The organism is Chryseolinea soli, assembly GCF_003589925.1.
Classification (GTDB): domain Bacteria; phylum Bacteroidota; class Bacteroidia; order Cytophagales; family Cyclobacteriaceae; genus Chryseolinea; species Chryseolinea soli.
The window spans coordinates 223138-249137 of record NZ_CP032382.1 but is presented as its reverse complement, the minus strand read 5'-3'; the positions used below and the strand labels follow the sequence as shown (position 1 = coordinate 249137).

Below are 26000 nucleotides of genomic sequence, written 5' to 3'. Positions count from 1 at the left end.
TCTTAAATGATACACCGCATGACGACGAGAGACCGATCGTAGATGATGCCGCTATCACATCATTTTGCCGCCGCCGTTTTTTCCATCTTCAGGGCATACAGTTTTCCACCCAGCAGTGTCGTTGGCAGGGAGAGCACAGCACCGAGCAGACTATACCAAAACGGTGCGTAACCTTTCATGGTCAATCCACCTACCAGCCAGATGGCAGCACCGAGAATTCCCAGTGTCCATACTGCGGTGTTGGCGCGGTCCCTGGCGAGGAGTGCGGCCAGGTAGCTGCCGATGACCTGGTAGATGGCGCGGTAACTCGTAGCCAATAGTAAAAGACCGGTATCCATGAGCGGTTGTCCATAAGGCGGCAGGATGCCCGCCGATTCAAAAGCGAAATCAGTGCCGGTGGAAAGAATGGCGGTGACCACAAAACCGGCCAGGATGGAAAGGATGAGACGGATCATAGCGATAGGGGTTAGGATTATTATTGATTCAAAATTCAGGACTTTCGGGGAAACGGAAAGTATACTAAAACGACAATCTTCGGGGCATTCCCGACAAATCGAAAACCTGCTGACACGGCGTAAAAACGTGTTTGCCATACCGCGAATATTTTTTTTCGATAATCGATGCAACCATTTCACCCTTTCCACTATCTTTAGACAAAGGTGAAACAAATATGAAAGGAACATACCTTGGAGAGTTCGAAGAACTGGTATTGTTGGCGGTGGGCATTTTGTTCGACGATGCGTACGGTCTGGCCATTGTAGACGAACTGGAAAGAAAAACCGAACGACCCATCATGATGAGTGCCGTACACAAGGTGCTGGTGCGGCTGGAGGACAAGGGCTATCTCAAGTCCAGGATGGGCGGTGCCACGCAGGTTCGGGGTGGGCGCGACAAGCGGTTGTATACGCTCACGGCGGCGGGCAAGAAAGTGCTCAGCCAATCGCGCGAGTTGCGCAATAGTATGTGGAGAGAAGTTCCGAAGATCGTGTGGGAGGCAGGTGCACTATGAAAAACAACAAACCTCAAAACGACGGTCCACCGCGATGGGCCGTGCGATTCTTTCGCTGGTACTGCAACGATTATTTGTCGGAAGCAGCGCTGGGTGATTTTATTGAGCTCTACGACCGGCGGCGTGTTTCGCTCGGCAAACGCAAAGCCGACCTCTTATTTATAGGGAACGTGCTGGCCTTTCTCCAGCCGTTTGCACTTCGAAGAAAAAGAAAATCATACGGTTTAAACGAACTAGCCATGTTTGAAAATTATTTTAAGATCGCCTGGAGAACCATGGCGCGTCAAAAGATGTACAGCAGCATAATGGTTGGAGGCTTCGCGTTGGGACTGGCCACCTGCCTGGTGATCTTTCTTTACATCCGCCATGAATTGAGCTTTGACAAAAGCTACACGCAGGGCGAACGGATCTACAGAGTATTTAACGACTACCGCGGTCCCGATGGCAGCCGGTGGACGTCGATGCCGCCGATGGTCGCCCAGATCATGAAGACCGACTATCCGGAGGTAGAGAAAGCCGGCCGGCTCGTGCCGCAGAAATGGCAGCAAGCCGGGAGTAATTTGTTCCGTCGCGAAGACCAGGCGGAGAACCTGTATGAAGAAGGATTTGTCTATGCCGACAACGAACTGCTCGATATCCTGGAGATACCGTTTGTGAGCGGCAGCCGGGAAACGGCGCTGGCCAAGCCCAACAGCATCGTGCTGTCCAAACGCATGGCCGATAAATATTTTCCGGGCGAAGACGCCGTAGGGAAGACCGTCATCCTCAACGAAAATAAAACGACGCCTTATGTCATCGGCGGTGTGATGGCCAACTTCCCCTCCAACACGCACCTTCACTATGATTTCCTGCTCACGCTCACCGGCGTTGAATTCTGGCCTGGCGAACAAACCAGTTGGTGTTGCTGGAACTACGACACCTATGTCCGGCTCAAGCCCGGTACCGATCCGGTCGCACTGGAGAAAAAGCTGCTGACGATCCGCGATACCTACATGATGAACTATCTCAAGGAAACCGGCGATCCGGGAGCAGCCGAAGCCAAAACACGTTACTTCATCGGCCTGCAGCCTGTGAAGAACATCCACCTCGACCCCGAAAAAGTGTCCGACGATATGCACCGCGGCGACGTGCGCTACATCTGGCTTTTCGGGAGCATTGCCGTGTTCATCCTGTTGTTGGCGTGCATCAACTTTATCAACCTCTCCACGGCCAAGTCGGCCAACCGTGCCAAGGAGGTAGGTCTGCGCAAAGTGGTGGGATCGGTGCGCGGGTATTTGATCCGGCAATTTCTGACCGAGTCGCTGGTGTATAGTGTGGTGTCTTTTGTATTTGGTGTTTTGATCGTGACCCTGGCCATACCGTTTTTCAATTCTTTAGCGGGCACGGAGCTGTCGATACCTTGGCGCACGGTGTGGTTCGCTCCATCGCTGGCGGTGGCGGCTTTGGTGATCGGTATATTCGCTGGGCTATATCCCGCCTTCTACCTGTCGTCGTTCAAACCGGCCGAGGTACTGAAGGGAACCGTTAGCAAAGGCAGCAGAAGTTCAGGCCTGCGCAGCGCACTGGTGGTGTTTCAATTTGCCACGTCCATCGTCTTGATCATTGGTACCTTCATTATTTACAAACAAATGAATTTCATCTTGCATACGAAGGTGGGATTTGACAAAGACCAGGTGGTGATGATCCGAGGCGCAAACACGCTTGGTGAACAACGGACTACATTCAAGGACGAGTTATTGCAACTTTCGGAAGTCGAAGATGTGACGCTGACCGATTATTTGCCCGTGATGGGCACAAACCGCGATCAGAATACTTTTTGGAAGGAAGGAAAGACACGGGAAGACAGGGGAGTCCCCGGACAATTCTGGTTCGTCGACACCGACTACATCCGCACCCTAGGCATGAAAGTTTTCGAAGGTCGCGACTTCGATAAACAACTGGCTTCCGATTCACAAGCCGTGGTCATCAACCAAGCCATGGTGAAAAGTCTTGGACTTAAAAAGCCGGTTGGCGAGCGGATCACCAACAGTTATACGGTGTTTACGGTTATCGGGGTAGTGGAGGATTTTAACTTTGAATCCATGAAAGGAGCGATCGGACCTATTTGCCTGACGCTGGGCAAAGGAGGATCCATCGCGGCCGTAAAAGTAAACTCGCGCAACATGGGTGGTGCCCTGGTGTCGTTGACAAAGGTGTGGAACAAATTCATGCCCCATCAACCCTTCCGCTACTCCTTCCTCGACGAAAGCTACGCCCGCATGTATGAAGATGTTTCGCGAACAGGGAAGATCCTCACGTGCTTTGCCTCACTGGCCATTATCGTAGCCTGTTTGGGGTTGTTTGCACTTTCTTCGTTCATGGTAGAACAACGCGGCAAGGAGATCAGTATTCGCCTGGTGATGGGTGCCACCACCGGCAGCATCTTTCAACTGCTAACTGGAAATTTTGTAAAGCTCGTGCTCATTGCACTCGTCATTGCCGCACCGCTGTCGTGGTATCTCATGCAGCGTTGGCTGGAGGATTACACCTATAGGATCAACGTAACCTGGGATGTCTTTGTGGTGGCGGGTGTGATCTCGGTGTTTATCGCTTTGATCACGGTCAGCTATCAATCGATCCGCGCTGCCCTGGCAAATCCGGCGAACCGGCTTCGGTCGGAGTAGGCGTTCTTTAGTCGTTAGTTATTAGTCCTGAGTAATTGGTACCAGATACTCAGGACTAACGACTAACTTATCGCGTACCCGCCAGCATCGCATTGATTTGAGCATACGTCCGGGTGCCCTTCGCAAAACCAAATGTTCCCGTTTTCAAGATCTCTTCCGATCCGTAGATAAAACCGCTATAGGCCGTTCGTGCCAGCGACGACCCCACGCTTACCCGCTTCACGCCCAAGGCCTGAAGTTCATCCAATGAGAAATTGGCGTTGTTCAAGCCCATCACCACATTCACCGGGCGGGGTGCAACGGCCTTCACCACGGCTTCGATCTCCTGACGGGTTGTCAGTCCCGGAGCAAAGAGTACGTCCGCCCCAGCTTCGGCATAGGCCACCAATCTTTTCACGGTATCGTCGAAGTCGATGCGACCATGAATCAAATTTTCAGCACGTGCCGTCAACGTGAAAGGGAAGGGTAGTGACCGCGCCGCTTTCACAGCCGCCTTAATGCGTTGCACCGAAAGATCGAAGCCATAAATGGGATCGCTATCACGACCGGTGGCGTCTTCAATCGAACCACCGACCGCCCCCGCCTTCGCAGCCAGCAAAATAGTTTCTGCGCACGCCTGCGGATCATCCCCATACCCATTCTCCAGATCCGCCGACACCGGCAGCGATACCGCCTCCGCAATATCCCCCACATTTTTTATGGTCTCTTGCCGCGTGAGCAGACCTTGCCCATCCGGTTTCCCCAACGAAAACGCCAACCCTGCACTCGTCGTCGCCAACGCCTCAAACCCTAAACTAGCCAACATCTTCGCCGACCCCGCGTCCCAAGGATTAGGCACCACAAAAATTCCCTCCCGGGCATGAAGCCCCCTAAAAGCCACCGCCCTCATTTCTTGCCGATCATCTTTCATATTCATAAAATTCGAGTTTAGAAATCATACAAAAAAAATCACGACCCCAAGCTCCTCACGGCAGAACAGTAATACTGGCTCCTGAAGACTGGCACCTGAAAACCGACTCCTGGCTCCTGGCTCCTGGCTTCTGGCTCCTGACTCCTGACTCCTGACTCTAAATCCCCTTCTCAACCCCCTCCTCATCTACCACCATCACCCTCGGATTGTTCTGCCGATCACAATAAATTTTAATCCGGATCCTTCCCTTGTCATCACGAATAAAAAGCCCCACTTCGCCCTTGTCGTTCTTACCGGCAAACATACGCTCCACCCCCAACAATCCTTTCTCGCGTAAAGCCTTGAATTGCTTGTTCAGTTCATCTTCCTGTTTCAGCCGTTGCAGTGAATCCACGAGCGCCAGTTGTTGGGCCAACGTAAAATCGTCGGAGCGATCCCAGAGTCTGAGACCGTAGTTGCGTCGAATGCTGTCGCCTTGGGTGCGCTGTCCATATTGAAGTTGCATGAGTTGATCGTTCCGGAACTGGTCGAGCGAGAGCACCATGCCCGCCTCATCGCGGGTGCCGTCGTAGATGAGACCGCCGCATTCATCGCCCGACGAGTTGAAAAAGATCATACCGGCTTCGCGTTCGCGCGCGGGCATGGGTTTGAAATTAGCGAGACCGGGATGCTGACGTTGCTTATTGCTGATCACCATTTTCAGGGTGCCGTCTTTCTCCACGACGTTGACGCGCTCCACATCGAGCTCTTCCAACTGCAGCCGGGTTGATTTAGGTTGGAGGGATTGATACAGCAGAAAAAGAATGGCCACGGTGGAAACAGCGGCATACCATTTTAACAGGCGGAGGTCTCGGGTCGGATTTTGTTCCATGCGATAAAGTTTAGGTTGGAGTAAAAACGATTGCCACATGCATCACGTTGTGGGAGCAAAATATAAAAAAATAAGCGACCCTTTTGGGGGAGGATGGCAGTAAACGTCGTTGATGATCTTCAGAAAGTCGCAAAACCCCCGCTAAATGACTTGCTCACCCCCGTTCGAAATGCAGCCCCGGCTGTACTTTTACGTTATGTAAATCAGGAACACCAAACTTTTATGAGCAGGTCAAAACGCATACGGTTCAGTCAGCTTTTCACCATTCTTACGGCATGGTTACTGATCGGCGTTGTCATCTCGATCTACGATCACCTGGTGTTGCTGACCCACAGTTCGCAGGGTCTTTCCGCTGACTATACCTTTTTTGCATCGCTGAAGCAAAACCTGATCTCGGCCCTGATCGGTGGTGTGCTGGGGGGAAGCCTTTTGGTATTCTATGTTAATGTGCGTTTTCAAAACCGACCCTATGGACATACCATCATGATCGTGATCCTTTCTTTTGCCTTGATCATACTGATCATCATCCTGGTAAAGGGCGTGATGTTTTCGCACCATAGCCCCACGCGATCGCTGGCGTATTTTCTCCAGGATACTACCCGTGTAAAGAATATTTTGGTGTGGTTCATCGTCGTGGCGCTCACCCAATTCCTCCTCCAGGTCAGCAGCAAAGTCGGACAGAAAGGACTGGGCCATATTTTGCGCGGGAAATATCACACCCCGCAGGAAGAAAACCGGATCTTCATGTTTCTTGACTTGAATGCATCCACGACCTTGGCCGAAAAACTAGGCGATGAATTGTATCACCAATTGCTTCGCGACTTCTTTGCCGACATCACCGATCCCATCCTGAACGCGAAAGGGGAGATTTACCAGTACGTGGGCGATGAAGTGGTCGTGGCGTGGGACCATGAGGCGGGCGTTGCCAACAACCGGTGTGTGCGTTGCTACTTTGATATCCTTCAAAACATTCAATCCAACAAAGAGAAATATATCCGTCGCTATGGTGTGGTTCCGGAATTCCGCGCCGGGATGCACAGTGGCAAGGTGGTGGCGGGTGAAGTGGGTGTTTTGAAACGCGAGATCACCTATTCGGGCGATGTGCTCAACACCGCGTCGAGGATCTTGAGCAAAGCTAAGGAGATCGGGGCGGGCATCGTTTCTTCTTCGGCGCTGTTGGGGGAATTGAATTTCGATCAACACTATACCGTGCGCAGCATCGGCCCGATCAAGCTCAAGGGAAAGGAACGGGAAGTTTGCCTGACGGAGATCTTGTTGTCTTAAGCCCTTTTTAGAATAGTAATCACCCATCAAAGATCGCCTGTCCGGGTAGCGTCCAGCATTTCGCGAATGGAAAGCGAGCCGGGCACGTTTTCCAGACCCCAATCCTGGAGCTGTTCCATCAACGGAAGCAGGGATAATCCTTTCGGCGACAACCTGTATTCTACCCGCTGTAGCTTGCTGTCGAACAACACCCGCGTTAAAAGACCATCCCGTTCCATTTCGTCCAGGTGGAGCGAGAGCATTTTGCGGCTGATGTTGGGAATGGCGCGATACAGGGCGTTGTAGCGCAAGGGATGTTCGGCGAGGAAACAAATAATGCAGGGCTTCCATTTTGTGGCAAATAATTTCAGGGCGGCGATCACCGAGCACTGTTCGTTCTCGTATACGCTTTTGGACTGGGAAAGCGGTAACCTTTTTGTTACTTCTTGTTTGGTCATGGCCGATCGTTTAGTATTACCTGTAAAATAATCCGAATGTTTATGGAGCACCATCTGGCACAAGTCAATATAGCAAAAATGCTCGGCCCGATCGACACCCCGGTCATGGCCGATTTTGTGGCCAACCTGGACCGTATCAACGCCCTTGCCGAAAGCAGCCCGGGCTTTGTGTGGCGGTTGAAAGACGAAGGCAACAATGCCACATCGTTCAAAGTGTATGACGATGCACTCATCATCATCAACCTGTCGGTCTGGAAAACCATTGATGACTTGGTGGCGTATGTTTACCGGTCGGACCATGCCGCCATTTTCCGGCGGCGGGAAGAATGGTTTGAAAAAATGACGCGGCCGCATACGACCCTGTGGTACGTGCCCAGCGGTGTTGTCCCTTCCCCGAAGGAGGCTGTCGAACGGTTGGATCATTTGCAGGCCCACGGCGAAACACCGTATGCTTTCAGTTTTAAAAGAAAATTTACAGCAACGGAAGCGCTGGACTTCCAAGCCAACCGATAGCCCTACAGATATTTTACTTTCATTGGAGGTTTTCGTATCTTTTGTTCGTTGTTCCACCAGGACACCGCTATGATCCAGACCTCCGACAGCAGCACGCTAAAACTTCTTGTCATCACTGTACAGGAATTGTCTTTGGCACGAAACCTTGAAACCGTGATGAAAATCGTGCGCACCGCCGCACGCCAACTCACGGGGGCGGACGGCGCGACGTTTATTCTGCGCGAAGGTGATCTTTGCTTCTATGCGGACGAAGATGCGATCAGCCCGTTGTGGAAGGGGAGCCGTTTTCCCATGAGCCGGTGCATCAGCGGCTGGGCGATGCTCAACAAGACTGCGGCAGTCATCGAAGATATCTACAAAGACGACCGCATTCCCCACGATGCCTACCGGCCCACGTTCGTAAAAAGTTTGGCCATGGTGCCCATCCGGACGATAGCGCCCATTGGCGCCATCGGAAATTATTGGGCCACTCCCCACAGGCCCACGGCGGAAGAAGTGAGCCTCTTGCAGTCGCTTGCCGACATCACGGCCGTGACCATCGAAAACGTGAACGTCTATGCCGAGCTCGAGCAGCGCGTAGCGGACCGCACGGCGCAATTGGAAGCGGCCAACAAAGAGCTGGAAGCATTTTCCTATTCTGTTTCTCATGACCTGCGCGCACCGTTGCGCTCCATCCTCGGGTATTCCGACATCCTGAGGGAAGATAACTTCGATCAGCTCAACGAATCCGGAAAACAGATCCTGAACACCGTGCAACAAAATGCGCGGAAGATGAACACCCTCATCGAGGACCTCCTGCAATTCTCGAAGCTGGGCAAAAAGCCCCTGGAGAAAAGCCAGGTGAACAATCAAAAACTGGTGCGGCACATCATCGAAGAAATGGACCCGGCGCTCACGGCCAAAGCCAGCATCTCCGTTTCTGAAATGTATCCGATCGAGGCCGACATATCGTTGCTGAAGCAGGTATGGATCAACCTTATTGGCAACGCCATCAAATATTCTTCCAAGAAGGAGCATCCGGTCATCGAGATCGGGTCCTACAAAAGTGGAAATGAGATCACGTTCGTGGTGAAAGACAACGGCGCGGGTTTTGATACCCGCTACGCCGATAAACTCTTTGGCGCCTTTCAGCGGCTGCACAAATATGCAGAATTTCCCGGCACCGGCGTAGGCCTTGCCCTGGTGCAGCGCATCATCAACCGCCACGGCGGCAGGGTGTGGGCCGAGGGAAAAGTGAATGAAGGCGCCGCGTTCTATTTCACTTTGCCCGCGTGAAGAAAATTACATTCGTCGTAAATCCCGTTGGTTGAACTGAAAAAACATCGACGTTAGCCGGCGATACAACACCATCGCCGATAAATAATTTTGAGGTCATACTCATTTCATACACAACGGATAGTTTCGTGTCAAACAAACCCATCTCCGTTATGAAAGGAAAATTTACTGTCTTTCTTCTGGTTGTCTTGTGTGCACTGCAAGTCAACGTCATGGCACAGATCGCGTTGCCAACCCTGAACACACCGTATCAACAAAACTTCGACAGCCTCGCATCGAGCGGTACGACAAATCCTGTGGAAACTTTTCCACACGGCTGGACATTCGTCGAGACCGGCACCAGTGCCAACACCACCTATGCCGCCGGCACGGGATCGTCGAACACAGGCAACACCTATAGCTTTGGCACCACCCCGGCAGATCGCGCGGCGGGCAGCCTGCTTTCGGGTTCCGTAACGCCCACCATAGGCGCTGGATTTGCCAACAACACGGGTGGAACCATCACCGACCTCCTCATTTCGTATCACGGCGAGCAATGGCGACTCGGCGCCACCGGCCGGGCAGACCGCCTGGATTTTCAGTACAGTGTGGATGCGAGCTCACTCTCCGATGGATCGTGGACGGATGCGGATGCACTGGATTTTTCATCCCCCATCACCACCGGCACGACGGGCGCGCTTGACGGAAACAACCCGCTAAACAGCACTACACTCACCTTCACCATCACGGGTCTCAACCTCGCGCCGGGAGCGACTTTTTATATCCGGTGGCTCGACTTCAACGCCGCCGGCGCCGACGACGGTTTGGCGATCGATGATTTCGCACTGACCGCCAGCGGAATTGCCGCCGGCACACCCATCATTGCACTGGCGCCCGCGCAATTAAATTTTGGCGATGTGAACGTGGGAACGTCCGATACGCTGACGTATGTCGTCACGGGTTCCAACCTCACGGATCCTATCGCGGTGAGTAGCGACAATGCTTACTACACACTTTCGACAGACGGCAACACATTTGCTTCGTCCCTATCGCTGGCCAACACAGGCGACACGGTCTTTGTGAAATTTGCACCGGTAGCTGGCGGAACAAGTTCCGGTTCGGTTCTTCATCAAAGCGGAAGCACATCAAAGCTTCTGGCGTTGACCGGCAATGGCTTCGACCAGGTAGCCTCTATTATTCCGATCGCCAGCGCACGGGCTCATGCGCTGGGCGACCGGGTCACCATCGCCGGACGCGTAACCGTTGCCAATGAGTTGGGCAACCCGGCGTATGTTCAAGATGCCTCGGGAGGGATTCCCGTGTTTGATTTTAACTTTGCGCATGGCGTGACGATCGGAGATTCTGTTATTGTAACGGGACCGCTGGGCGTATTCAACGATCAAAAGCAAATCAGTGGAAGCGGAATATTTTTTACCAAGGTAAACGCCACCCCGCGCATCCTGGCCCCGCAAACTATCGCCATCGCCGACCTGGCGGCCCACGAAGGTGAGTTGGTGAAAGTAGTCGACGTGTCGCTGGTGAATAGCGATTTTGTGTTTTATCCGCAAAGCACAGAGACGTTGCAAAGCGACGGCGCACAAGTTGACTTGCGCATCGATGGCGACACCGATATTCCAGGTCTTGAAAAACCCGAGGGCAGCTTTGAAGTGACCGCCGTGGTGGGACGTTTCCGCACCAGCATCCAGTTGTTGCCCCGGTTCAGTGCAGACATCCCCGGTCTCCAGGAACCCACACCCACCACCGACAGCATTCCGTCATCCAAGACCTTCGATGTCGTGGACTGGAACCTTGAATTTTTTGGTGCGCGCAAAGAGGACTACGGAAACCAGGAATTTGGTCCTGAAGATGAAGCCCTGCAGTTGCAGAACGTTAAGACCGTGATACAATCGTTAAACGCCGACATCATCGCGGTGCAAGAGGTTTCGAACGATACGCTGTTCCGCGTGCTGGTGTCACAGCTCGGCCGTAGCTATGTCTGTTCCGATCGGTATTCGTATTCTTTCAATGGCCCCGACAATACCTTTCCTCCGCAGAAAGTTTGTTTTATCTATGACACCGCCACCGTCAAGGTAATTTCTTCCCGTGTTTTGTTCGAATCGCGCTATGACTCTGCGCGCCTGATAGACCCGTCGCTGTTGCCCGGTTATCCTTCCGGTGATCCTTCGAGCTTTTACTCCAGCGGAAGACTACCCTTTGCGGTCACGATAAACGCCACGATCAATGGAGCGATCGAAAAGATCACGCTCATCGACATCCACGCCAAGTCGGGCGATGCTCCGGAAGATCGCAACCGCCGGCTCTACGATGCCACGGTGCTGAAAGACAGTCTCGATGCCCACCACACGGGTGAGAAATTTATTATACTGGGTGACCTTAACGACGATCTCGATCAATCCATCGTGGTAGGAGAGGCCACGCCCTATGCGGCCATCGTGAACGACACGGCACGTTATGTGGCCGTGACAAAAGCCCTGAGCGATGCCGGTGCACGTTCCACCGTGAGCTTCCAGGATGTTATCGATCACCAGATTCTTTCGAAGCCGTTGAAGGATGACTATCTGAAAGCTTCCGCGCAGGTGATCGCTCCTTTCCGGCTGATCCCGGGATATGCCACGACCACCAGCGACCACCTTCCTGTGAAAACCCGTTACTTGTTCAAATTGCCGGAAGTAAATTTCGTACAGCAGAGCCTTTCTGCTTCCGAGAAAACGGCAGCAACGTATACCGTTTCTTTGACCCTGAGCGAACCCCTGCCAGCGCCGCAAGCCATCACCCTTGCACTTGGCGGCACGGCCGTCTATGGCAAAGATTTCACAACGCAGCCCGCCTCCTCACAAGGAAAGCTCACGGTACAGGTACCCGCTCATACGACGCAGGCCACATTTAAGATCACGGTCGTCAATGATCGCGAAGACGAATTGGATGAAACGGCGGTGTTCACGGTATTGAATGCCGGAGGAGTAGACGGGGGCGCACGGGGTGTGTTTACACTCACCGTGCAGGACGATGACGTTCCGGTGATTTCATTCGTGCAACTGGTACAAAGCGCGCAGGAAGGATCGGGTGACCAGCAAGTCTTTTTAAAATTGTCCATCGTACCGGTCACGAATCAAAAGGTCACCCTTTTCGTGCCTGAGGCGCTTGGCGCGCAGTATAACGTTGACTACACGACCGCGCCGCAGGTAGTTCAAAATAAAATGGTGGTGGATGTGCCGGCCGGAAGCCAGCGCGTTTCGTTTACACTCACGCCCCTGGCCGACAACAAACGCGAAGTGCTGGAAGCGGTGCCGTTCTATATTTCGGAGGTCACCCCAGGCCTGCAAAGCGGAGCACCCCAACTCAGCATTTTCACCATACTGGATGCCCATCGCCCGATCCAATTCCAGGTCTATCCCAATCCTTCGTCCGGGCCATTGGCACTGCGGTCGGACGATATAGCGGACAGCGAAGTGATGCAGGCGGAACTGAGAAGCCCCCAGGCGGAGGTTGTGTACAAAGGATCGGGAACGCTCTCGGGCTTGAATCAGGCGTTGTCGACCCGAATGCAAAACGGCCAGCGGGGTGTGTACGTCCTAACCCTGCGCATAGACGACGAAGCTTACCAGGTGCGCATTTTACGCAACTGATTCAATAGCAAAAAAAATACGCCCAGCGGGCCGCGGGAAACCCTCCCGGCGGCCCGCTTGTGTTTTGGTCATATAGGGATAAAATTATTAATAATATCTTAACCCCTTTGGCAGCGTTGCCCCGGGGAGAAAATCTCATTTTTGTCTGCACTTTATCAATTTTTTAGGCAAGCAATGCTGAAATTCTTCGAACTCAATTCCATACGCAGCCGTATGGTTTCGGGCTTTCTTTTTTTAACGTTCCTCATCCTCGTGCTCTCCCTGGTTTCGATCTACATCATGGAAAACACGAGCCGTGTGGCCGGCATTCACAGCAAGATCAGTCAACTCGAGATCTATACGCTAAGCCTCATCAAATCGGACAATGATTTTTTTGACCTCGAGGCAATCAACGAGGACTATTTCAAGACCCGGAAAAGTCATTACCTGAAAGTTCGCGACAGCCTGAATGCCTTTATTAAAGTCGAGTTGTCGGGCTTGCTGCAAGACATCCGCCGCAACGACTACAGCATCCAAAGCAATCTGCTCTCTCTCGATAGCACGCTGACGCTCTACAACCGGAAGTTCGACCGGTTGGAAGGCCTTGTCTATCAAAAAGGATTCAAGAACTATGGCTTGGAAGGGGACATGCGGCTGCATGCCCACGCGCTGGAGGAGTCGGATGTCGACAACCACAACATTGTGAACATCCTAAACCTGCGTCGGCACGAGAAAGATTTTTTCCTTCGCCACGACACGACCTACATCGATGCATTCCAGGGGCGGTATGCCGCATTACATGCGGTGCTGCAAATGGGCAGAACCAACGCCGAGGCGATCAACCACCTCGATGAATACCGCCGCATCTTCCTCCAGCTTGCGGCCATTCAAAAGGCGATCGGTTTGAGCGGCTACGATGGTGTGCGTAGCGAACTGAATACGCTCACGTCGTCGCTCAGCGACCAGTATTATCGGCTCTCCAATTATTCTTATGACAAATCCCTGAGCGCACAGGACAATGGGAGAATTTTTTATTTCATCACACTAGTGGGCGCCATATTTTTTTCTTTGTTGTCGGGGTATTGGATATCCAAGCGGCTGTCAGAACCCATTGCCCGTTTGTCGCGGTTGGTAGACGACGCGCTCAACTCCCGCAGCGAGAAACGAACCGATTTCACCATGCGCAACGCCGCTAACGAGATCAATACGCTCACCAGCTCGTTCATCCTGTTGATGGATCAGGCCCGCGACCAGATGAAAGACATTCGCGGTAAATCGAAAGAGCTCAAAACGAAAAACAAGCAACTGCGCGCACTGAACCGCGAGCTTGACAATTTTTTATACTCCACTGCTCACGATTTGCGTTCGCCCCTCTCGTCGTTGCTCGGGCTCATCAACCTGATGCGCTACGAGAACAAGGATGGTAGCTTGAAAGAATACCTGGCCATGATGGAGAAGAGCATTCACCGCTCCGAATATTTTATCAGCCAGATCGTGAACTTCTCCAAGAACAAACGCATGAAGATCGCGCCCGAGCCCATCCACCTCGATGTTTTGATCGAGGAGATCTTTGAACAAAGCAGTTTTGTGGAAGGATTCGACCGTATCGAACGGAGGGTGAACATCAATCACAACCACGTTTTCTATTCCGATAAAAACCGCGTCACCATCCTGTTCAACAACCTCATCTCGAACGCCATCCGCTATGCGGACGTCACCAAGGAGAACTCCTTTATCGAGATCAACGCGCGCATTTCTCCCACGGAAATTGCCATCGTCTTTGGCGACAACGGCATTGGCATACAACCCGAACACCTCGATAAAATATTCGACATGTTCTACCGCGCTGACTACAATTCGAAGGGTACGGGTCTGGGGCTTTTTATTTTCAGGGAAACGATTAAACGCCTCAACGGCGACGTGCGCGTGGAGTCACAACCGGGTGTGGGAACAAATTTTTTTCTAAGGCTGCCAAATCTTTATCGGCCCGTTACCTCGGATGCAGAAGCCGAGATGTTGTCGAGAATGCCTTTGGAAAGTCAATCGAATTGAAGAATGTTTGGCAGAGAGGTTCAGTCACATGCCCTAGCGGTAAGCAAAGCTGGTGGGTTTTATGGGCGCTGCAATCCGTAAGATAGCACCAAGCCTACGAGTGGATCCTCGTTGGGAAAGATGGGGAGATTTTTGGCAAGGGTACTGAATTGTTTTTGGTATTCGTTTGGTGACATGCCCGAGAATTCGCGAAACGTACGGATCAGGTGCGACTGGTCGGCATACTCGTTTTCATAGGCAATGTCGGACAGCTTGTCGTGCTTGAGGTTTCGGATTTGATTGAGTGAAGATTGAAACTGGCAGATGCGTGCAAACAGTTTGGGCGACAGGCCCACGTATTGTTTGAACTTGCGCTCCACACTTCGCTCGGAAAGACCCAGCTCTTTATGAAGCGCTTTCAGCGACACGCTACCACCCGACTGCACGATCTGCGTAATCGCATGCTCCATTTTGCGATCGGTAAGGACGCTGTTTTTTTGGACGAGAAAAAACAAATACGCGGAGAGCGCCTCCACCCGTGCTTCCAGGGTTGCGGCAGCAGCCAGTTGTTCCGAAAGACGGTGGCCTTGTTTGACGGCCTCGGCATTCAGATCGAGACAAAGGTCGGTGAGCTCGTGTGCATCCAATCCAAAAACCGATTTCAGCGCATGCGGATAAAATAAAACACCAAGAGTGGTGAATGTTCCGTTCAGACACGTCTCCACGTGGGTAGTGGATTGGCCGTATAGAAAAAGCTCGGGAAGCAGTTTATCACTCTGCGTGTAGGTGCCCTGCTCGTGTGGCTGAAAGAGCAACCCAGGCCCACCGTCGGCAATGGTTCGGAAGGTATATACGGAAGGCTTTTGATCTTTCGTTTCCAAGGCATAGAAATACCGGACATAATTCTTCAGATAGGCGGGAGGCGGTATCTGTTGATATTGCATTCCGGATAAGTCCATGGACGAAGATGTTAAAAATTTGCCAGTCGAATCTTTAGCATAAACGTGCAGGGTGGGTTAAGGTTTTGCGCGATTCAGATCACATAGTATCCACAAGGACGGAGCGAGCACGTCATAGTTATTGTGCCCGCTCCGTCGAGTGATTTTGAGATCGTGACCATAAAATAAACGTCCGTCGACGACCAAGGTGTTCGGTCGAGCTATGCAACGGACTACTATTCTTGTCAGGCGTTAAAGCCACCATCGATGGTGAGCGATGAGCCCGTAATGAACTTCCCTTCATCGCCCGCCAAAAAAGAGACCAGCCCGGCAACATCGTCGCCTGTGCCGTAGTCGGCCAGGGCCATGCGACTTCTTAGGAAGTCGGCGAGTTCCGTGTGCGCCGGATTCATGTCGGTATCCACGGGGCCGGGTTGGACCAGGTTGACGGTGATCTTTTTTGGTCCCAGGTCTCTGGCCAGTCCGCGCGTAAAGCCTTGCAGTGCGGATTTGCTCATAGTATATAAAGTGGTTTGTGGCCCTGTCGAGTTGTCGGCCATGTTGCTGCCAATGGTGATGATCCGTCCACCGGCGCCCATGTGTTTCACCGCGGCCAGGGCGGCAACGTAGACCGCCCGCACATTCACCGACATGATCTCCTCGTATTCTTCCAGCGTGTGGTCTTCAAAGGTCTTGCCGATGTAAATACCTGCGTTGCTAACAAGGATATCGATACCGCCAAAGGCTTTCACGGTTTGGTTCACAGCATCCGATACGTCGCCCGGAACGCCGCTGTTCGCTTGGATGGCCAAGGCTTTGCCACCGTCTTTGGTTATCGCAGCGGCAACGGCTTGCGCTTTTTCGCCGGAGCGATGATACGTGAAGGCTACGTTTGCGCCTTCCCGGGCGAGGCGTTGTGTGATGGCGGCGCCAATGCCGCGACTGCCGCCAGTGACCAAAACAGTTTTGTTTGCAAATTTTTTCATCTGTTATTCTTCGTTGTTGGATGAACCAAAAGTAGGGCAGCGGCATTTATATTTGCAGGTACTGTGTGCATTGTTAGGTACTAACAAAAAAGTAAAAAATGAGAAAAAACAGCTCAACGAACGCTTTCAACGAAAAACAACTGAAGGCCAGTTGTGGTATGGCGTATGCTCTGAACATCGTGGGAGGACGATGGAAGCCTGCCATCCTTTGCCGGTTGATCTATGGAACCATGCGCTATGGCGAATTGAAAAAATCCATCGAAGGCATTTCCGAACGTATGCTGGTGGCGCAACTGAGAGAATTGGAAAAAGCGCAGATCATCGAGCGCGTGGTCTATCCTGAGGTGCCGCCGCGCGTGGAGTACAAGTTGACAGCACTCGGTCATACCATGCGGCCTATGCTGCGAGCGATGTCGGATTGGGGGAATATGCATCGTGAGAAAGTGGAGCTTGTTTCGTTGTAGCGTAAACGGGATGAAAAGGATGCGACGGTTTTGAAACGAACTGTCCGGACTTGCTCCTGGAGCGTAAAAAATATCTTCCTTGTGGAGATACCATTTTAACACTCGGTTAACGTTACCCCATTGCTTTTATAATTATTTTTAAAACGTACCAACAGAAGCATTAGCAATGAAAGCAATACTCCTCTTTAGCTTGGTCATGGTTTTCACATGCCAGCTTCATGCACAAAACAAATCCGTAGAGACTTTGAAACGGATGAACGAAGACTGGATCCGTTCCTATCCGTCAAAAGATTCGGTCACGCTCGAACGGATCTTTGCCAACGATTTCATATTGATCTCACCCGATGGCAACAAGATGACGCGGCGCGACGTCATTCGCAATTTACGACGGCAAGAAATACTGTCTGTGAACATCGACAGCGCCGACGTGCGCATGCTCGATGAAAAGATCGGTGTGGTCACGGCCTACATGACTTTTGTGTTCAAGGAAGCTAATACGTTAAAGACGGGGAGAGTTTGCTATCAGGATATTTATATGCAAAGAAAGAAACGGTGGGTAGCGGTGGCAGCACATGTGTCGCTTTTGTCGGTTCATTAGGTTTATACAGGTTAGTGGTCGCGTGGCGTGACGGACCGGTAGCATATCATGTCATCGCATCATAGCTGAGCTTTGTGCTTTGACGCGTTTCCCGCGTTGGAGCTTGCACCATAAAATTTTTACTTCCCCGGATGAACACTTACCGATAAAACAATCAAATTAAACAATTTCGTCGCGTCACTGCCGTTAGTATAGGCAGAGAGTGGACTTCATGAACGATTTGCTGTTTTGCATCCACCTTTACTGGGTGAATTCATGTCTCGCTCGGCCGACGCATGAGGCGAATGGAAATAAGATGCGCAGGGAATGGTTGGCTGTCGACCTCATGACTGACAAAATTCATGTGTCGTGTTCATTCTTTCTAATCCAACGTTAAACAACGCTGACCCTAGATATTGATTTGACGCGGCTTGTCAAAATGTAAACAGTTAAGGATCAGTGCTAACGAGTGGCCTAGCAGGAGGCAGATTGAATTTTGTAGCGGCTGCTAAGGAACTGATTTAAACCATTGGGAACGATTGCTGATGGCTCCTATTTTAATGGAATTGCGTGACAGCTAGCGGCATATCTATCTTCATTTAAATGCAAAGTTTTACTAAAGTGAAATAAGATGATGAATTTAAACTGAGGTCACGTCACATCAAGGATTTCCTTTCTGATCTTTTTAATTAGGGAATTGATTTTGAACAACTTACAATAAATAGATTGCGTTGGCTGGTGATGTTAGGTTGAAAAGTGTAACAATCTGTTTAAAAATTACGCTTCCCCGTAGTGGCTATGCGTCAATGTTTTACGGAATCGGGTAGCAGCAAAATCGTTTTCCGGTTGTTGCGCAGGCGAAACGCCTTCAGGAGGGCCTTGGTTCGTCGTGCAATTTGAAGCGATAACTTACAAAGTGTTCGTTCGTCTAAAAAAAATTGAATTAGACGTCTATATTTGCACCTCCGTAGTGTGAGTTGTCTGCTTAGCCAAAGCGTTAAAAGAATTATAGCTACTATGAAATTGTGTATCACTCGAATTTTTCGACGAGAAGTTCAAAGAATTGCATCACCCAAGCTTAAAGCGTTTACCCTGACTGAGCTCCTGGTGGTGTTGGTCATTATAGGGATTCTTGTTTTAATGGCGCTGCCGGTGTTGATGCCCCTGATTTCACGAACGCGGAGTGTGGAAGCCAAGCAAGGCCTTAAGCATATCTATACGTTGGAGAAAACGCACTTCTACGAATTTTCCAAATTCTCAAATGACTTGGACAAAATTGGGTTTGAACAAGAGAAATTAGTTTCAGAGGGAGGCAAATCAAACTACACTTTTGAAGTGGTTACCGCCGATACAAAAACATTCGTCGTGCGCGCCACCGCGGTGGTGGATTTTGATGGAGACGGTGAGTTTAATGTTTGGGAGATTGATGAGAATAGCAATTTGAATGAAGTTGTGAAGGATTGAAAGCACCACACCCCCCGTCATGTCAGCAGCCATTATTGTAACCTTGTGTATTCTGGGTTTTATATTTTATCAGGATTTGAGATTCAGAGAAATTAGTCTGATCGTGTTCCCGTTGCTTTTTGTGGCCATCGTGAATCTATCGCTTCATATGTATAGCATGGAAGAGATTTTGATCAACGGATTGATGAATGCGCTGTATGTTGCTTTTATACTGGGCATTGGATATCTCTACTTTTCTTTTAGACGTCATAACTTCAAATGGTCGCAGGCCATTGGCTTGGGCGACCTGATCTTTTTAGGTTGCATTATCTCCCTGTTCGATTTTCCGCATTTTGTTGTGTTTATGGTTGTTGCCTTGATAGCATCCTTACTGCTTCATGTTTTGATGAACAGGCTTTTTGCTTTTTACAGGGTCCACCAGACGATTCCGTTAGCAGGCTACCTAAGCCTTTGTGTTGCATTCAGATCGATTGTCCTTTTTATCAACTAGCATACGAATAAGGATGACCGGCGAGCTGATACTTGATCCCCAAACAAAAAAGTACATTTCTTCGGAAATTGCCTGGACCTATCGCGTCTTGCCGGGCAAGTTTGATAACCAATCACTGGAGGTCTATGTCGACGAGAATGTGTTTGAAAAAAGGCACCGGGATGAACTTGAGATTGTGCTCGGCTATGCCCTCAATGTTATTCCGAGAAATCCCGCTGAGATAGAAGAGGCGTTGACCAAGTTCTATTTGCGCGAGACCGGCAATCGTCCGCGGGAGAGCCGCGTCTTTGAAATCTCTGATCGAAACTTTCTGGATCAACTGCTGAAGGAAGCGCGGCTCTTGGGAAGCAGTGATATCCATATTGAAATTTATGATCAAAAATGCAGGATAAGGTTGCGGATCGACGGCAAGCTCATCGAGAAAATCCGAATCAATAAAAAGGACTACCCGGCGCTGATCAACAAAGTTAAGATTATGGCGGGTCTGGATATTTCGGAGAAACGACTGCCGCAGGATGGTCGGATTTTCTTTCAGAACAGCGAAATGAAATTTGATATCCGGGTGTCTGTTTTGCCTACCCTGTACGGTGAAAAAATAGTGTTGAGAATTTTGGGGCACAGCGCCACATCGGTTGATATTGAACAATTGGGATTTTCGGCACTGGACATGTCGCGGTACAAGGAAAGTATCCGGAAACCCAATGGGATCATATTGATCAGCGGACCAACGGGATCTGGCAAGACAACCACTTTGTACGGCACGTTGAAAGTCCTGAACAAAGAAACCGACAACATCCTGACCATAGAGGACCCCATTGAATATACCCTGGAGGGCATCAACCAGGTGCAAGTCAAAGAGGAAATCGGTCTTACCTTTTCTGCAGCGCTAAGAACCTTTCTGCGACAGGACCCTGATATTATTATGGTGGGGGAGATTCGAGACGCGGAAACGGCAAGTTTGGCTATCCGCGCGGCGCTGACAGGACATTTGGTTTTATCAACCATTCACACCAATTCGGCATGGGGTACGATATCGCGACTCATCGACATGAATGTGCCTCCCTTCCTGCTATCGAATACCCTGAATGCTTCCATTGCGCAGCGACTGATTCGCCTGCTTTGCCCAGTGTGCAAGGAAAGGATGGAGGCGAAAGACGCCATCTTCCCTTCCGGTTTCAAAAAGCGACATTTAGTAAAGGAGCACTATGTGTCTAAAGGCTGCAAGGAATGTTTGTACACCGGGTACAAAGGCAGGAAAGCTATTTACGAAGTGATTCAGATCGATGCAGATGTTGCCGATCTCATCGTGAGTAACGCGAAGGATGTCGCGGCAAATTTCAAATCCAAAGAAGTAAAAAATTTGCAGGAAAGCGCGCTCGAAATTTTAATAAAAGGAGAGACCAGTGTCGAAGAAATATATCCGTTGCTGCTGAATGATCAATATTAAAAAAATATTTCCCATCTTCTTGATGCTTTTCCTGATAACACTTTCGGGGAGGGCGCAAGATGGTTTTCCAGCGCGGCTGAATTTCATTAAGCAGCAACTGAGTCTGCTGTCTGATTCTTTGTCGCCTGGCCTCCGGGAGAGTGCAAGTCTTTCGGTGTCTAATCTGCCGATCCAGTCGTTTTTAAGATCGATTGCGGAAGCGCATGGCTTGAACGTCCAAATTGATCCCGCGCTGAACCTGATGCTCTCCAATAACTTCACGAATGTGGAAGTGAAGGACCTGCTGTATTTTATTTGCGAGGAATACCGACTGGACATTCGTTTCACCAATACCATTTTGTCTTTTTCAAAGTACCAGGAGCCTGTCAAGGTTGAATTGCCGCCGCCAGCCAAAAAGCTGGACATTGTGTATGATCCGGGCACCGGAAACGTTTCATTCGATCTTTCCAACGACAGTTTAAGGGCCTTTGTCAAGCAGATCACGAGGATTACGAATCGGAACGTGATCGCTACGGGAAATGACTTGGAAAATAAACTGGTTCGTGGGTATATCAGGGACCTGCCGCTTGAAAACGCTTTGGATAAATTGGCGTATATCAACGGCTTTACCTTTAGCAAAACGAAGGATGGTGTGTTTCTTTTTGAAGGCGCCCCGGTCTTAAGTTCGAACAACGTTTCAAACGGACTTCCCGCCATGAAGCGTGTCGTGCAGGGAGACATTACCGTTAGAGATTCGCTCATCGATCTGGATGTAACCAACGTTCCTATTTTGGACATCATTCATCAGGTTTCGCCACAACTCGGTAAAAACTATATTCTTTTTTCCGAGATCACAGGAACCACCACCGTGAAAGTGAAAAAAGTGCGCTATGATGAGCTGCTATCGTTTCTTTTTCAGGGCACAAATTTCACCTATAAGAAAAAAGGAAACGTCTATCTTTTAGGGCAAAGAAATTTGGAAGGTTTTAGGACCTCAGAAATCGTGAAGTTGAATTTTCGTCCGATCGACGGCATCGATAAAGAGCTTCCCACTGAACTGACCAAGGACATGGAGATCAAAGTTTTTAGGGAATTGAATTCTTTGATCATTTCGGGAAACAAGCAGCGCATAGACGAACTCACGTCGTTCATCAAACTCATTGACCAACCGATCCCCAATATTCTGATTGAAGTGATCGTGGCGGATGTCCGCAAGGGCTATTCGTTGACAACCGGGATCAATGCCGTGCTCAGTGATTCCGTTCCCAAGACCGCCGGAACTGTCTTCCCGGGATTGGATATGACGCTGAGCTCCAAATCGATCAACAATGCATTAAGCTCGCTTGATTCGAAGGGCATTGTGAATCTTGGCAAGGTTACTCCCAATTTTTATGTCACGCTGAAAGCGCTCGAAACAAACAACAACATCCAGTTGCGCTCAACACCAAAGCTGGCAACGGTAAATGGCAGCAAAGCAAGTCTGGTGATCGGAAAATCGGTTTACTACGTGGAGCAAACCCAGAATATTACAGGCGGCGTGACCCCCATTACGACCACCGCCCAGCGTTTCAATAAGGTCGAGGCCAATCTCTCGATTAACATTAGCCCGGTGGTCTCCGGCAACGAGCACATTACCTTGGAAATTTCAGCGGAATTTTCCGATTTCATCCCGTCGACCATCCAAAATGCGCCGCCAGGTAATGAGACCCGGAAATTCGAATCCAAGATTCGTGTTCGAAATGAAGAGATGATCATTTTGGGTGGACTTGAGGAACTAACCAAATCAGAAACAGGATCGGGCACGCCCTTGCTCTCGCGTATCCCGGTATTGAAATGGTTGTTCAGTTCAAAAACCAAAGCAAAGACCGACAACCGGTTGATCGTGTTTATTAAACCAACCCTGGTCTATTAATATGTCGATCCGATCCATCATAAACTTTGAAGAAGCTTCGAACACGTCCATCGGAGTCAATTTCTTGTATGGAGCTTCGGAGACATTTATTTCATATTGTGTGCTGCAAAAGCAAAAAGGTGAAGTCACGCTTGTTAAAAGCAAGGCCCAACTGGAGTCGACTGAGCAGCTTATCAGCGAACTGGGTCCTTACCTGTTGCAAGACATCAGGATCCATGTAAACGTCGAAGGTCGTGGGGTTCTTACAAAGGAGGTCCCCAAGCCAGCGAACCAACAAGCGCAGGACCTTTTCTCAATTTTTCCCGGTGTTAAAGAACAGGATTTTATTGCGCAAGGGTATAGTGGAGCGGAGACCGAGTTCTGTAGCTTGCTGAGAAAGGAATTTTTGGAAAGCAATGTGTTTTATAAGCGCTATGGTAAACGCGTTGTTTCCATCTCCCTCGGAAAATTCATTTTTGGTGCTTTGATTCCGTTCCTGGAGAAAGGCCCCACGGTCTCGCTGCCAGACGCCACCATTCATATTTCAGAAAACAAGATTCAAAAGATTGACTCAGCAATCTCCACAACCTCATCGTCTATTCTCGTGGGAACACAACAGATCGATGGCGAATGTGGTGTGGCATACGGTGCTGCGCTGAGTATATTTTTGGGAACCAGCGAGCTCGTGTTATCGGGAATCACGGAAACGGACTATGCGACGGAACTTTTCGATGCGAAGAAATCCGTCTTCAAGACGGCGCGCCTGGCCCTATTGCTGTTACTGGGTGTTTTACTTTGCAACGCGCTCGTTTTCTTTAAACTCAAAGGCGACGTTTCAGAGATGACCAGCGAAATATCGCAACAAGAGGTCATGGTCAGCGGTCAGCATAAACAGTTGAAAGAAGCGGCTCAAATCGAAAAGATCTATAATGGTCTGGGGTGGAGCGAAAACAGCCAGCCCATATGGTATGCCGATCAACTGGCGTCCACACTGACGAATGAAATCGAGTTGAGCAATCTCCAGATTGGTGTTGTCGATGCAGGCAGGCTCCGGAAAGACAAACAGTATTTTTTTCAGTCGGCACAAATACTGGTCAGGGGATACTCCTCGGAAGCGGCAGCGGTGACAGCGTGGCTTTCTAAGGTTGAGACATTGCCCTGGGTCGATCACGTCGAGGGCCAAACCTATCGATACGATGGGAAATCGAAGATGGGACTTTTTGAATTCGCAATTCATGTAAAATGAATATAGACAGTATCATTCACGGAAAAAGAAGTTGGATCAACGCAGGGATGATCGGCGTGGTGGCATTGTGTTTAGCCATTTCGGTTGCGCCCACGTTTCGACTGCTGCAACAGGCCTGGAGTCTTTCCGGTAAAATAAAGGAACACGTTCCCTACCGCGAAATGCCCGATGTGAGTAAATGGGAAACACCCGAGCTAAGTAAGGTGGAACTCGACAAGCAGACTTTTGGTGCGTTGGCGAAGGTGGTGGATCGGTATCGTGTAACCATCGAAAATGCACAGGCCCCAATCCTGTTTACCGACCAGGGCTATGAAACGGCAACGCAGAAAATTGTATTGCTCGGGGAATTCGTTCCCTTGTTGAAATGCTTGGATGAAGTGGGGCGTGATCTGTCGTTCATTAAGATCGCATCCATAGAATTTAACCGGGAGGAACGGAATAAATCCCTTGTCCTTACGGCCAATGTATACTTTCAATCGGCTAAACCAGAAGAACATGAAGCGAAGTAGTTCTCTTGTCATGCTATTGACCGTGGCAGCACTGGCGATGATCGCTTGCGAAGATGTCGTGGTCAAGGATATATCGGATCGGGAAGTCGTGTTGCTTTCGCCGCAAGACAGTGCCACATTCAACAGCGCATCGTATACCTTCTGGTGGAATCCTGTGGAATCGGCGGACGGTTATCAGTTGCTGATCGTATCGCCCGATCTTCAACAACCGGCGTTTGTTGCTTTAGACACGACGATCACAAAAGATAAATTCACGATTGATCTGGCCAATGGCCAGTATCAATGGTGTGTACGGGCGGTCAATTCGTCTTATACAACTGCGTATACCTGCCGGGTGGTAACGATCAAGAAATAAGTGGATAAAAATAAGAAGAACATATTGCTAATCACATTGGCCCTGAGCATCTGGGGGTTCATCGCTTTCAAGATCATTTCGGGTCTTGAAAGCGATTCAGAACAAACGGCCCGGCCGATGCCCATGAAAAGAAAAGCTGCGAAGGATTCGACGAAAGTTTACGCTTTCAGTTTCGCGTACCCCGATCCCTTTCTGAAAAAGAAAACTCCCGTACGGAGGATCTCGGTAGGATCTGCACCGTCAAAAGTTAGAGTAGCGCAGAAAACATCGGTCTTGAAGCCGGTGACGTCAATTAAATGGGAGCGGCTTAAATACAAAGGAGCGATGTATAACGCGTCGCGAAAGACATCGGTGGCTTCCGTGACCGTAGACGACAGCGATTATTTTGTACGGCAAGGCGAGATCGTCGGAGATTTTATGATCGAAGCCATCGCGAACGACTCCATCCGGATCTCCTGTTCGGGGCATATGCATTATGTAAAACGAGAAAAATAAAATATATGATAGGGCAAACGAATAAGTTTTTTTTATGGTCACTGTTGGCAGCGTTGAGCTTGCTGGTAGCAATTAATCTGTTCCTGATATTCCGATCTCAAAACGTTCGCATCGCCTACGTCCGTTCCCACGACTTGATCAACGGCTACCGGGGTACGCTGGACGCCCGGACGGAGTTTGAAAAGAAAAAATCGACCATGACCGCCAACGTCGATTCGCTGCGGGCCAATGTGGAGCGGGCAACTGCGTCGTTTCGCGAAAACGGAATGACGATGCCACTGCGCGACCGGCAAAACAGGGCGCATGAACTGGAGACGCTCCAACAGCAGTACCTGCAATACAGTGAGGCCATTGAAAATAAAATTCAAGAGGAAGACAATAAAATGATGTCGGCCGTGCTGAGCCAGGTCAATAGTTTTGTAGAGTCGTACGCTAAGGAGGCAAAGCTAAATGTCGTGATGGGCACCACGCTTTCCGGTAGTTTACTTTACGGCGATCAGGATTTGGATATCACAGACGCGCTGTTGCGCGAATTGAACGATCATTATCAAGGTAAATAAC

The 26000-nt window shown here is 50.2% G+C and carries 24 protein-coding genes; 18 read left to right on the top strand and 6 right to left on the bottom strand.

Translation table 11 applies throughout. The features are described from left to right. Positions 1-59: 59 nt before the first annotated feature. Positions 60-455 (bottom strand): hypothetical protein, encoded by a 396-nt coding sequence (locus D4L85_RS00870; RefSeq protein ID WP_119752543.1) that lies wholly within the window; start codon positions 453-455, stop codon positions 60-62. Positions 456-670: 215 nt separating this feature from the next. On the opposite strand from D4L85_RS00870, the gene D4L85_RS00865 reads away from it, so the two are divergent. Both D4L85_RS00865 and D4L85_RS00860 read left to right on the top strand, forming a co-directional pair. Further along, a complete protein-coding gene (locus D4L85_RS00865; RefSeq protein WP_119752542.1) occupies positions 671-1009 on the top strand; it encodes a PadR family transcriptional regulator in 339 nt (112 codons plus the stop codon). Further along, positions 1006-3672, top strand: a complete 2667-nt coding sequence (locus D4L85_RS00860; protein WP_228450735.1) for an ABC transporter permease — start codon at positions 1006-1008, stop codon at positions 3670-3672. Before D4L85_RS00865 ends, D4L85_RS00860 begins: the two co-directional genes overlap by 4 nt. Before the next feature lie 67 nt (positions 3673-3739). Here D4L85_RS00860 and D4L85_RS00855 read toward each other — a convergent pair whose 3' ends face one another. Together D4L85_RS00855 and D4L85_RS00850 are read right to left on the bottom strand one after the other, a co-directional pair. Then, positions 3740-4588, bottom strand: coding sequence for an isocitrate lyase/PEP mutase family protein (locus D4L85_RS00855; RefSeq protein ID WP_228450734.1), 849 nt, complete (start codon positions 4586-4588; stop codon positions 3740-3742). Positions 4589-4739: 151 nt separating this feature from the next. Continuing rightward, positions 4740-5453 (bottom strand): hypothetical protein, encoded by a 714-nt coding sequence (locus D4L85_RS00850; RefSeq protein ID WP_119758601.1) that lies wholly within the window; start codon positions 5451-5453, stop codon positions 4740-4742. A 222-nt stretch (positions 5454-5675) separates the two neighbouring features. On the opposite strand from D4L85_RS00850, the gene D4L85_RS00845 reads away from it, so the two are divergent. After that, the gene (locus D4L85_RS00845) at positions 5676-6737 is read left to right on the top strand and encodes an adenylate/guanylate cyclase domain-containing protein (RefSeq protein ID WP_119752541.1); all 1062 of its coding nucleotides are present in this window, start codon (positions 5676-5678) and stop codon (positions 6735-6737) included. 26 nt (positions 6738-6763) lie between these two features. Here D4L85_RS00845 and D4L85_RS00840 read toward each other — a convergent pair whose 3' ends face one another. Next, positions 6764-7174: a winged helix-turn-helix transcriptional regulator gene (locus tag D4L85_RS00840; RefSeq protein WP_160143460.1), complete on the bottom strand. Its 411-nt coding sequence runs from the start codon at positions 7172-7174 to the stop codon at positions 6764-6766. Positions 7175-7216: 42 nt separating this feature from the next. Between D4L85_RS00840 and D4L85_RS00835 the strand changes: the two genes are divergently transcribed. The 4 genes from D4L85_RS00835 to D4L85_RS00820 all read left to right on the top strand — a co-directional run bounded on the left by D4L85_RS00835 (position 7217) and on the right by D4L85_RS00820 (position 14619). Continuing rightward, positions 7217-7687: a DUF3291 domain-containing protein gene (locus D4L85_RS00835; RefSeq protein ID WP_228450733.1), complete on the top strand. Its 471-nt coding sequence runs from the start codon at positions 7217-7219 to the stop codon at positions 7685-7687. A gap of 69 nt (positions 7688-7756) precedes the next feature. Beyond that, on the top strand, positions 7757-8962 hold the full coding sequence (locus D4L85_RS00830; protein WP_119752538.1) for a sensor histidine kinase: 1206 nt from the start codon (positions 7757-7759) through the stop codon (positions 8960-8962). 152 nt (positions 8963-9114) lie between these two features. Then, positions 9115-12588 carry a DUF5689 domain-containing protein gene (locus D4L85_RS00825; protein ID WP_119752537.1) on the top strand — a complete coding sequence of 1158 codons (3474 nt, stop codon included), beginning with the start codon at positions 9115-9117 and terminating at the stop codon, positions 12586-12588. A 174-nt stretch (positions 12589-12762) separates the two neighbouring features. Then, positions 12763-14619: a sensor histidine kinase gene (locus D4L85_RS00820; RefSeq protein ID WP_119752536.1), complete on the top strand. Its 1857-nt coding sequence runs from the start codon at positions 12763-12765 to the stop codon at positions 14617-14619. 59 nt (positions 14620-14678) lie between these two features. On the opposite strand, the gene D4L85_RS00815 is transcribed toward D4L85_RS00820, so the two are convergent. Both D4L85_RS00815 and D4L85_RS00810 read right to left on the bottom strand, forming a co-directional pair. Further along, positions 14679-15557: a helix-turn-helix domain-containing protein gene (locus D4L85_RS00815; RefSeq protein WP_228450732.1), complete on the bottom strand. Its 879-nt coding sequence runs from the start codon at positions 15555-15557 to the stop codon at positions 14679-14681. A gap of 224 nt (positions 15558-15781) precedes the next feature. Next, positions 15782-16522 carry an SDR family NAD(P)-dependent oxidoreductase gene (locus D4L85_RS00810; RefSeq protein ID WP_119752534.1) on the bottom strand — a complete coding sequence of 247 codons (741 nt, stop codon included), beginning with the start codon at positions 16520-16522 and terminating at the stop codon, positions 15782-15784. 98 nt (positions 16523-16620) lie between these two features. On the opposite strand from D4L85_RS00810, the gene D4L85_RS00805 reads away from it, so the two are divergent. From D4L85_RS00805 to D4L85_RS00755, 11 genes are all read left to right on the top strand, one after another. Continuing rightward, positions 16621-16986: a winged helix-turn-helix transcriptional regulator gene (locus D4L85_RS00805; protein WP_119752533.1), complete on the top strand. Its 366-nt coding sequence runs from the start codon at positions 16621-16623 to the stop codon at positions 16984-16986. A gap of 166 nt (positions 16987-17152) precedes the next feature. After that, positions 17153-17584, top strand: coding sequence for a nuclear transport factor 2 family protein (locus D4L85_RS00800; RefSeq protein ID WP_119752532.1), 432 nt, complete (start codon positions 17153-17155; stop codon positions 17582-17584). Between the two features lie 996 nt (positions 17585-18580). Next, on the top strand, positions 18581-19027 hold the full coding sequence (locus tag D4L85_RS00795; protein ID WP_119752531.1) for a type IV pilin protein: 447 nt from the start codon (positions 18581-18583) through the stop codon (positions 19025-19027). A gap of 157 nt (positions 19028-19184) precedes the next feature. After that, positions 19185-19517: a hypothetical protein gene (locus D4L85_RS00790; protein WP_160143459.1), complete on the top strand. Its 333-nt coding sequence runs from the start codon at positions 19185-19187 to the stop codon at positions 19515-19517. Between the two features lie 13 nt (positions 19518-19530). Then, a complete protein-coding gene (locus D4L85_RS00785; RefSeq protein WP_119752529.1) occupies positions 19531-20964 on the top strand; it encodes a GspE/PulE family protein in 1434 nt (477 codons plus the stop codon). After that, on the top strand, positions 20951-22855 hold the full coding sequence (locus tag D4L85_RS00780; RefSeq protein WP_119752528.1) for a type II secretion system protein GspD: 1905 nt from the start codon (positions 20951-20953) through the stop codon (positions 22853-22855). The genes D4L85_RS00785 and D4L85_RS00780 overlap by 14 nt, the downstream gene beginning before the upstream one ends. A gap of 1 nt (position 22856) precedes the next feature. Further along, positions 22857-24080 carry a hypothetical protein gene (locus D4L85_RS00775; protein ID WP_119752527.1) on the top strand — a complete coding sequence of 408 codons (1224 nt, stop codon included), beginning with the start codon at positions 22857-22859 and terminating at the stop codon, positions 24078-24080. Beyond that, positions 24077-24589, top strand: a complete 513-nt coding sequence (locus tag D4L85_RS00770; protein WP_119752526.1) for a hypothetical protein — start codon at positions 24077-24079, stop codon at positions 24587-24589. The genes D4L85_RS00775 and D4L85_RS00770 overlap by 4 nt, the downstream gene beginning before the upstream one ends. Then, a complete protein-coding gene (locus D4L85_RS00765) occupies positions 24576-24944 on the top strand; it encodes a hypothetical protein (RefSeq protein ID WP_160143458.1) in 369 nt (122 codons plus the stop codon). The genes D4L85_RS00770 and D4L85_RS00765 overlap by 14 nt, the downstream gene beginning before the upstream one ends. Before the next feature lie 24 nt (positions 24945-24968). Then, the gene (locus D4L85_RS00760; RefSeq protein ID WP_160143457.1) at positions 24969-25439 is read left to right on the top strand and encodes a hypothetical protein; all 471 of its coding nucleotides are present in this window, start codon (positions 24969-24971) and stop codon (positions 25437-25439) included. A gap of 5 nt (positions 25440-25444) precedes the next feature. Next, on the top strand, positions 25445-25999 hold the full coding sequence (locus tag D4L85_RS00755; RefSeq protein WP_119752523.1) for an OmpH/Skp family outer membrane protein: 555 nt from the start codon (positions 25445-25447) through the stop codon (positions 25997-25999). Position 26000: the final 1 nt, after the last annotated feature.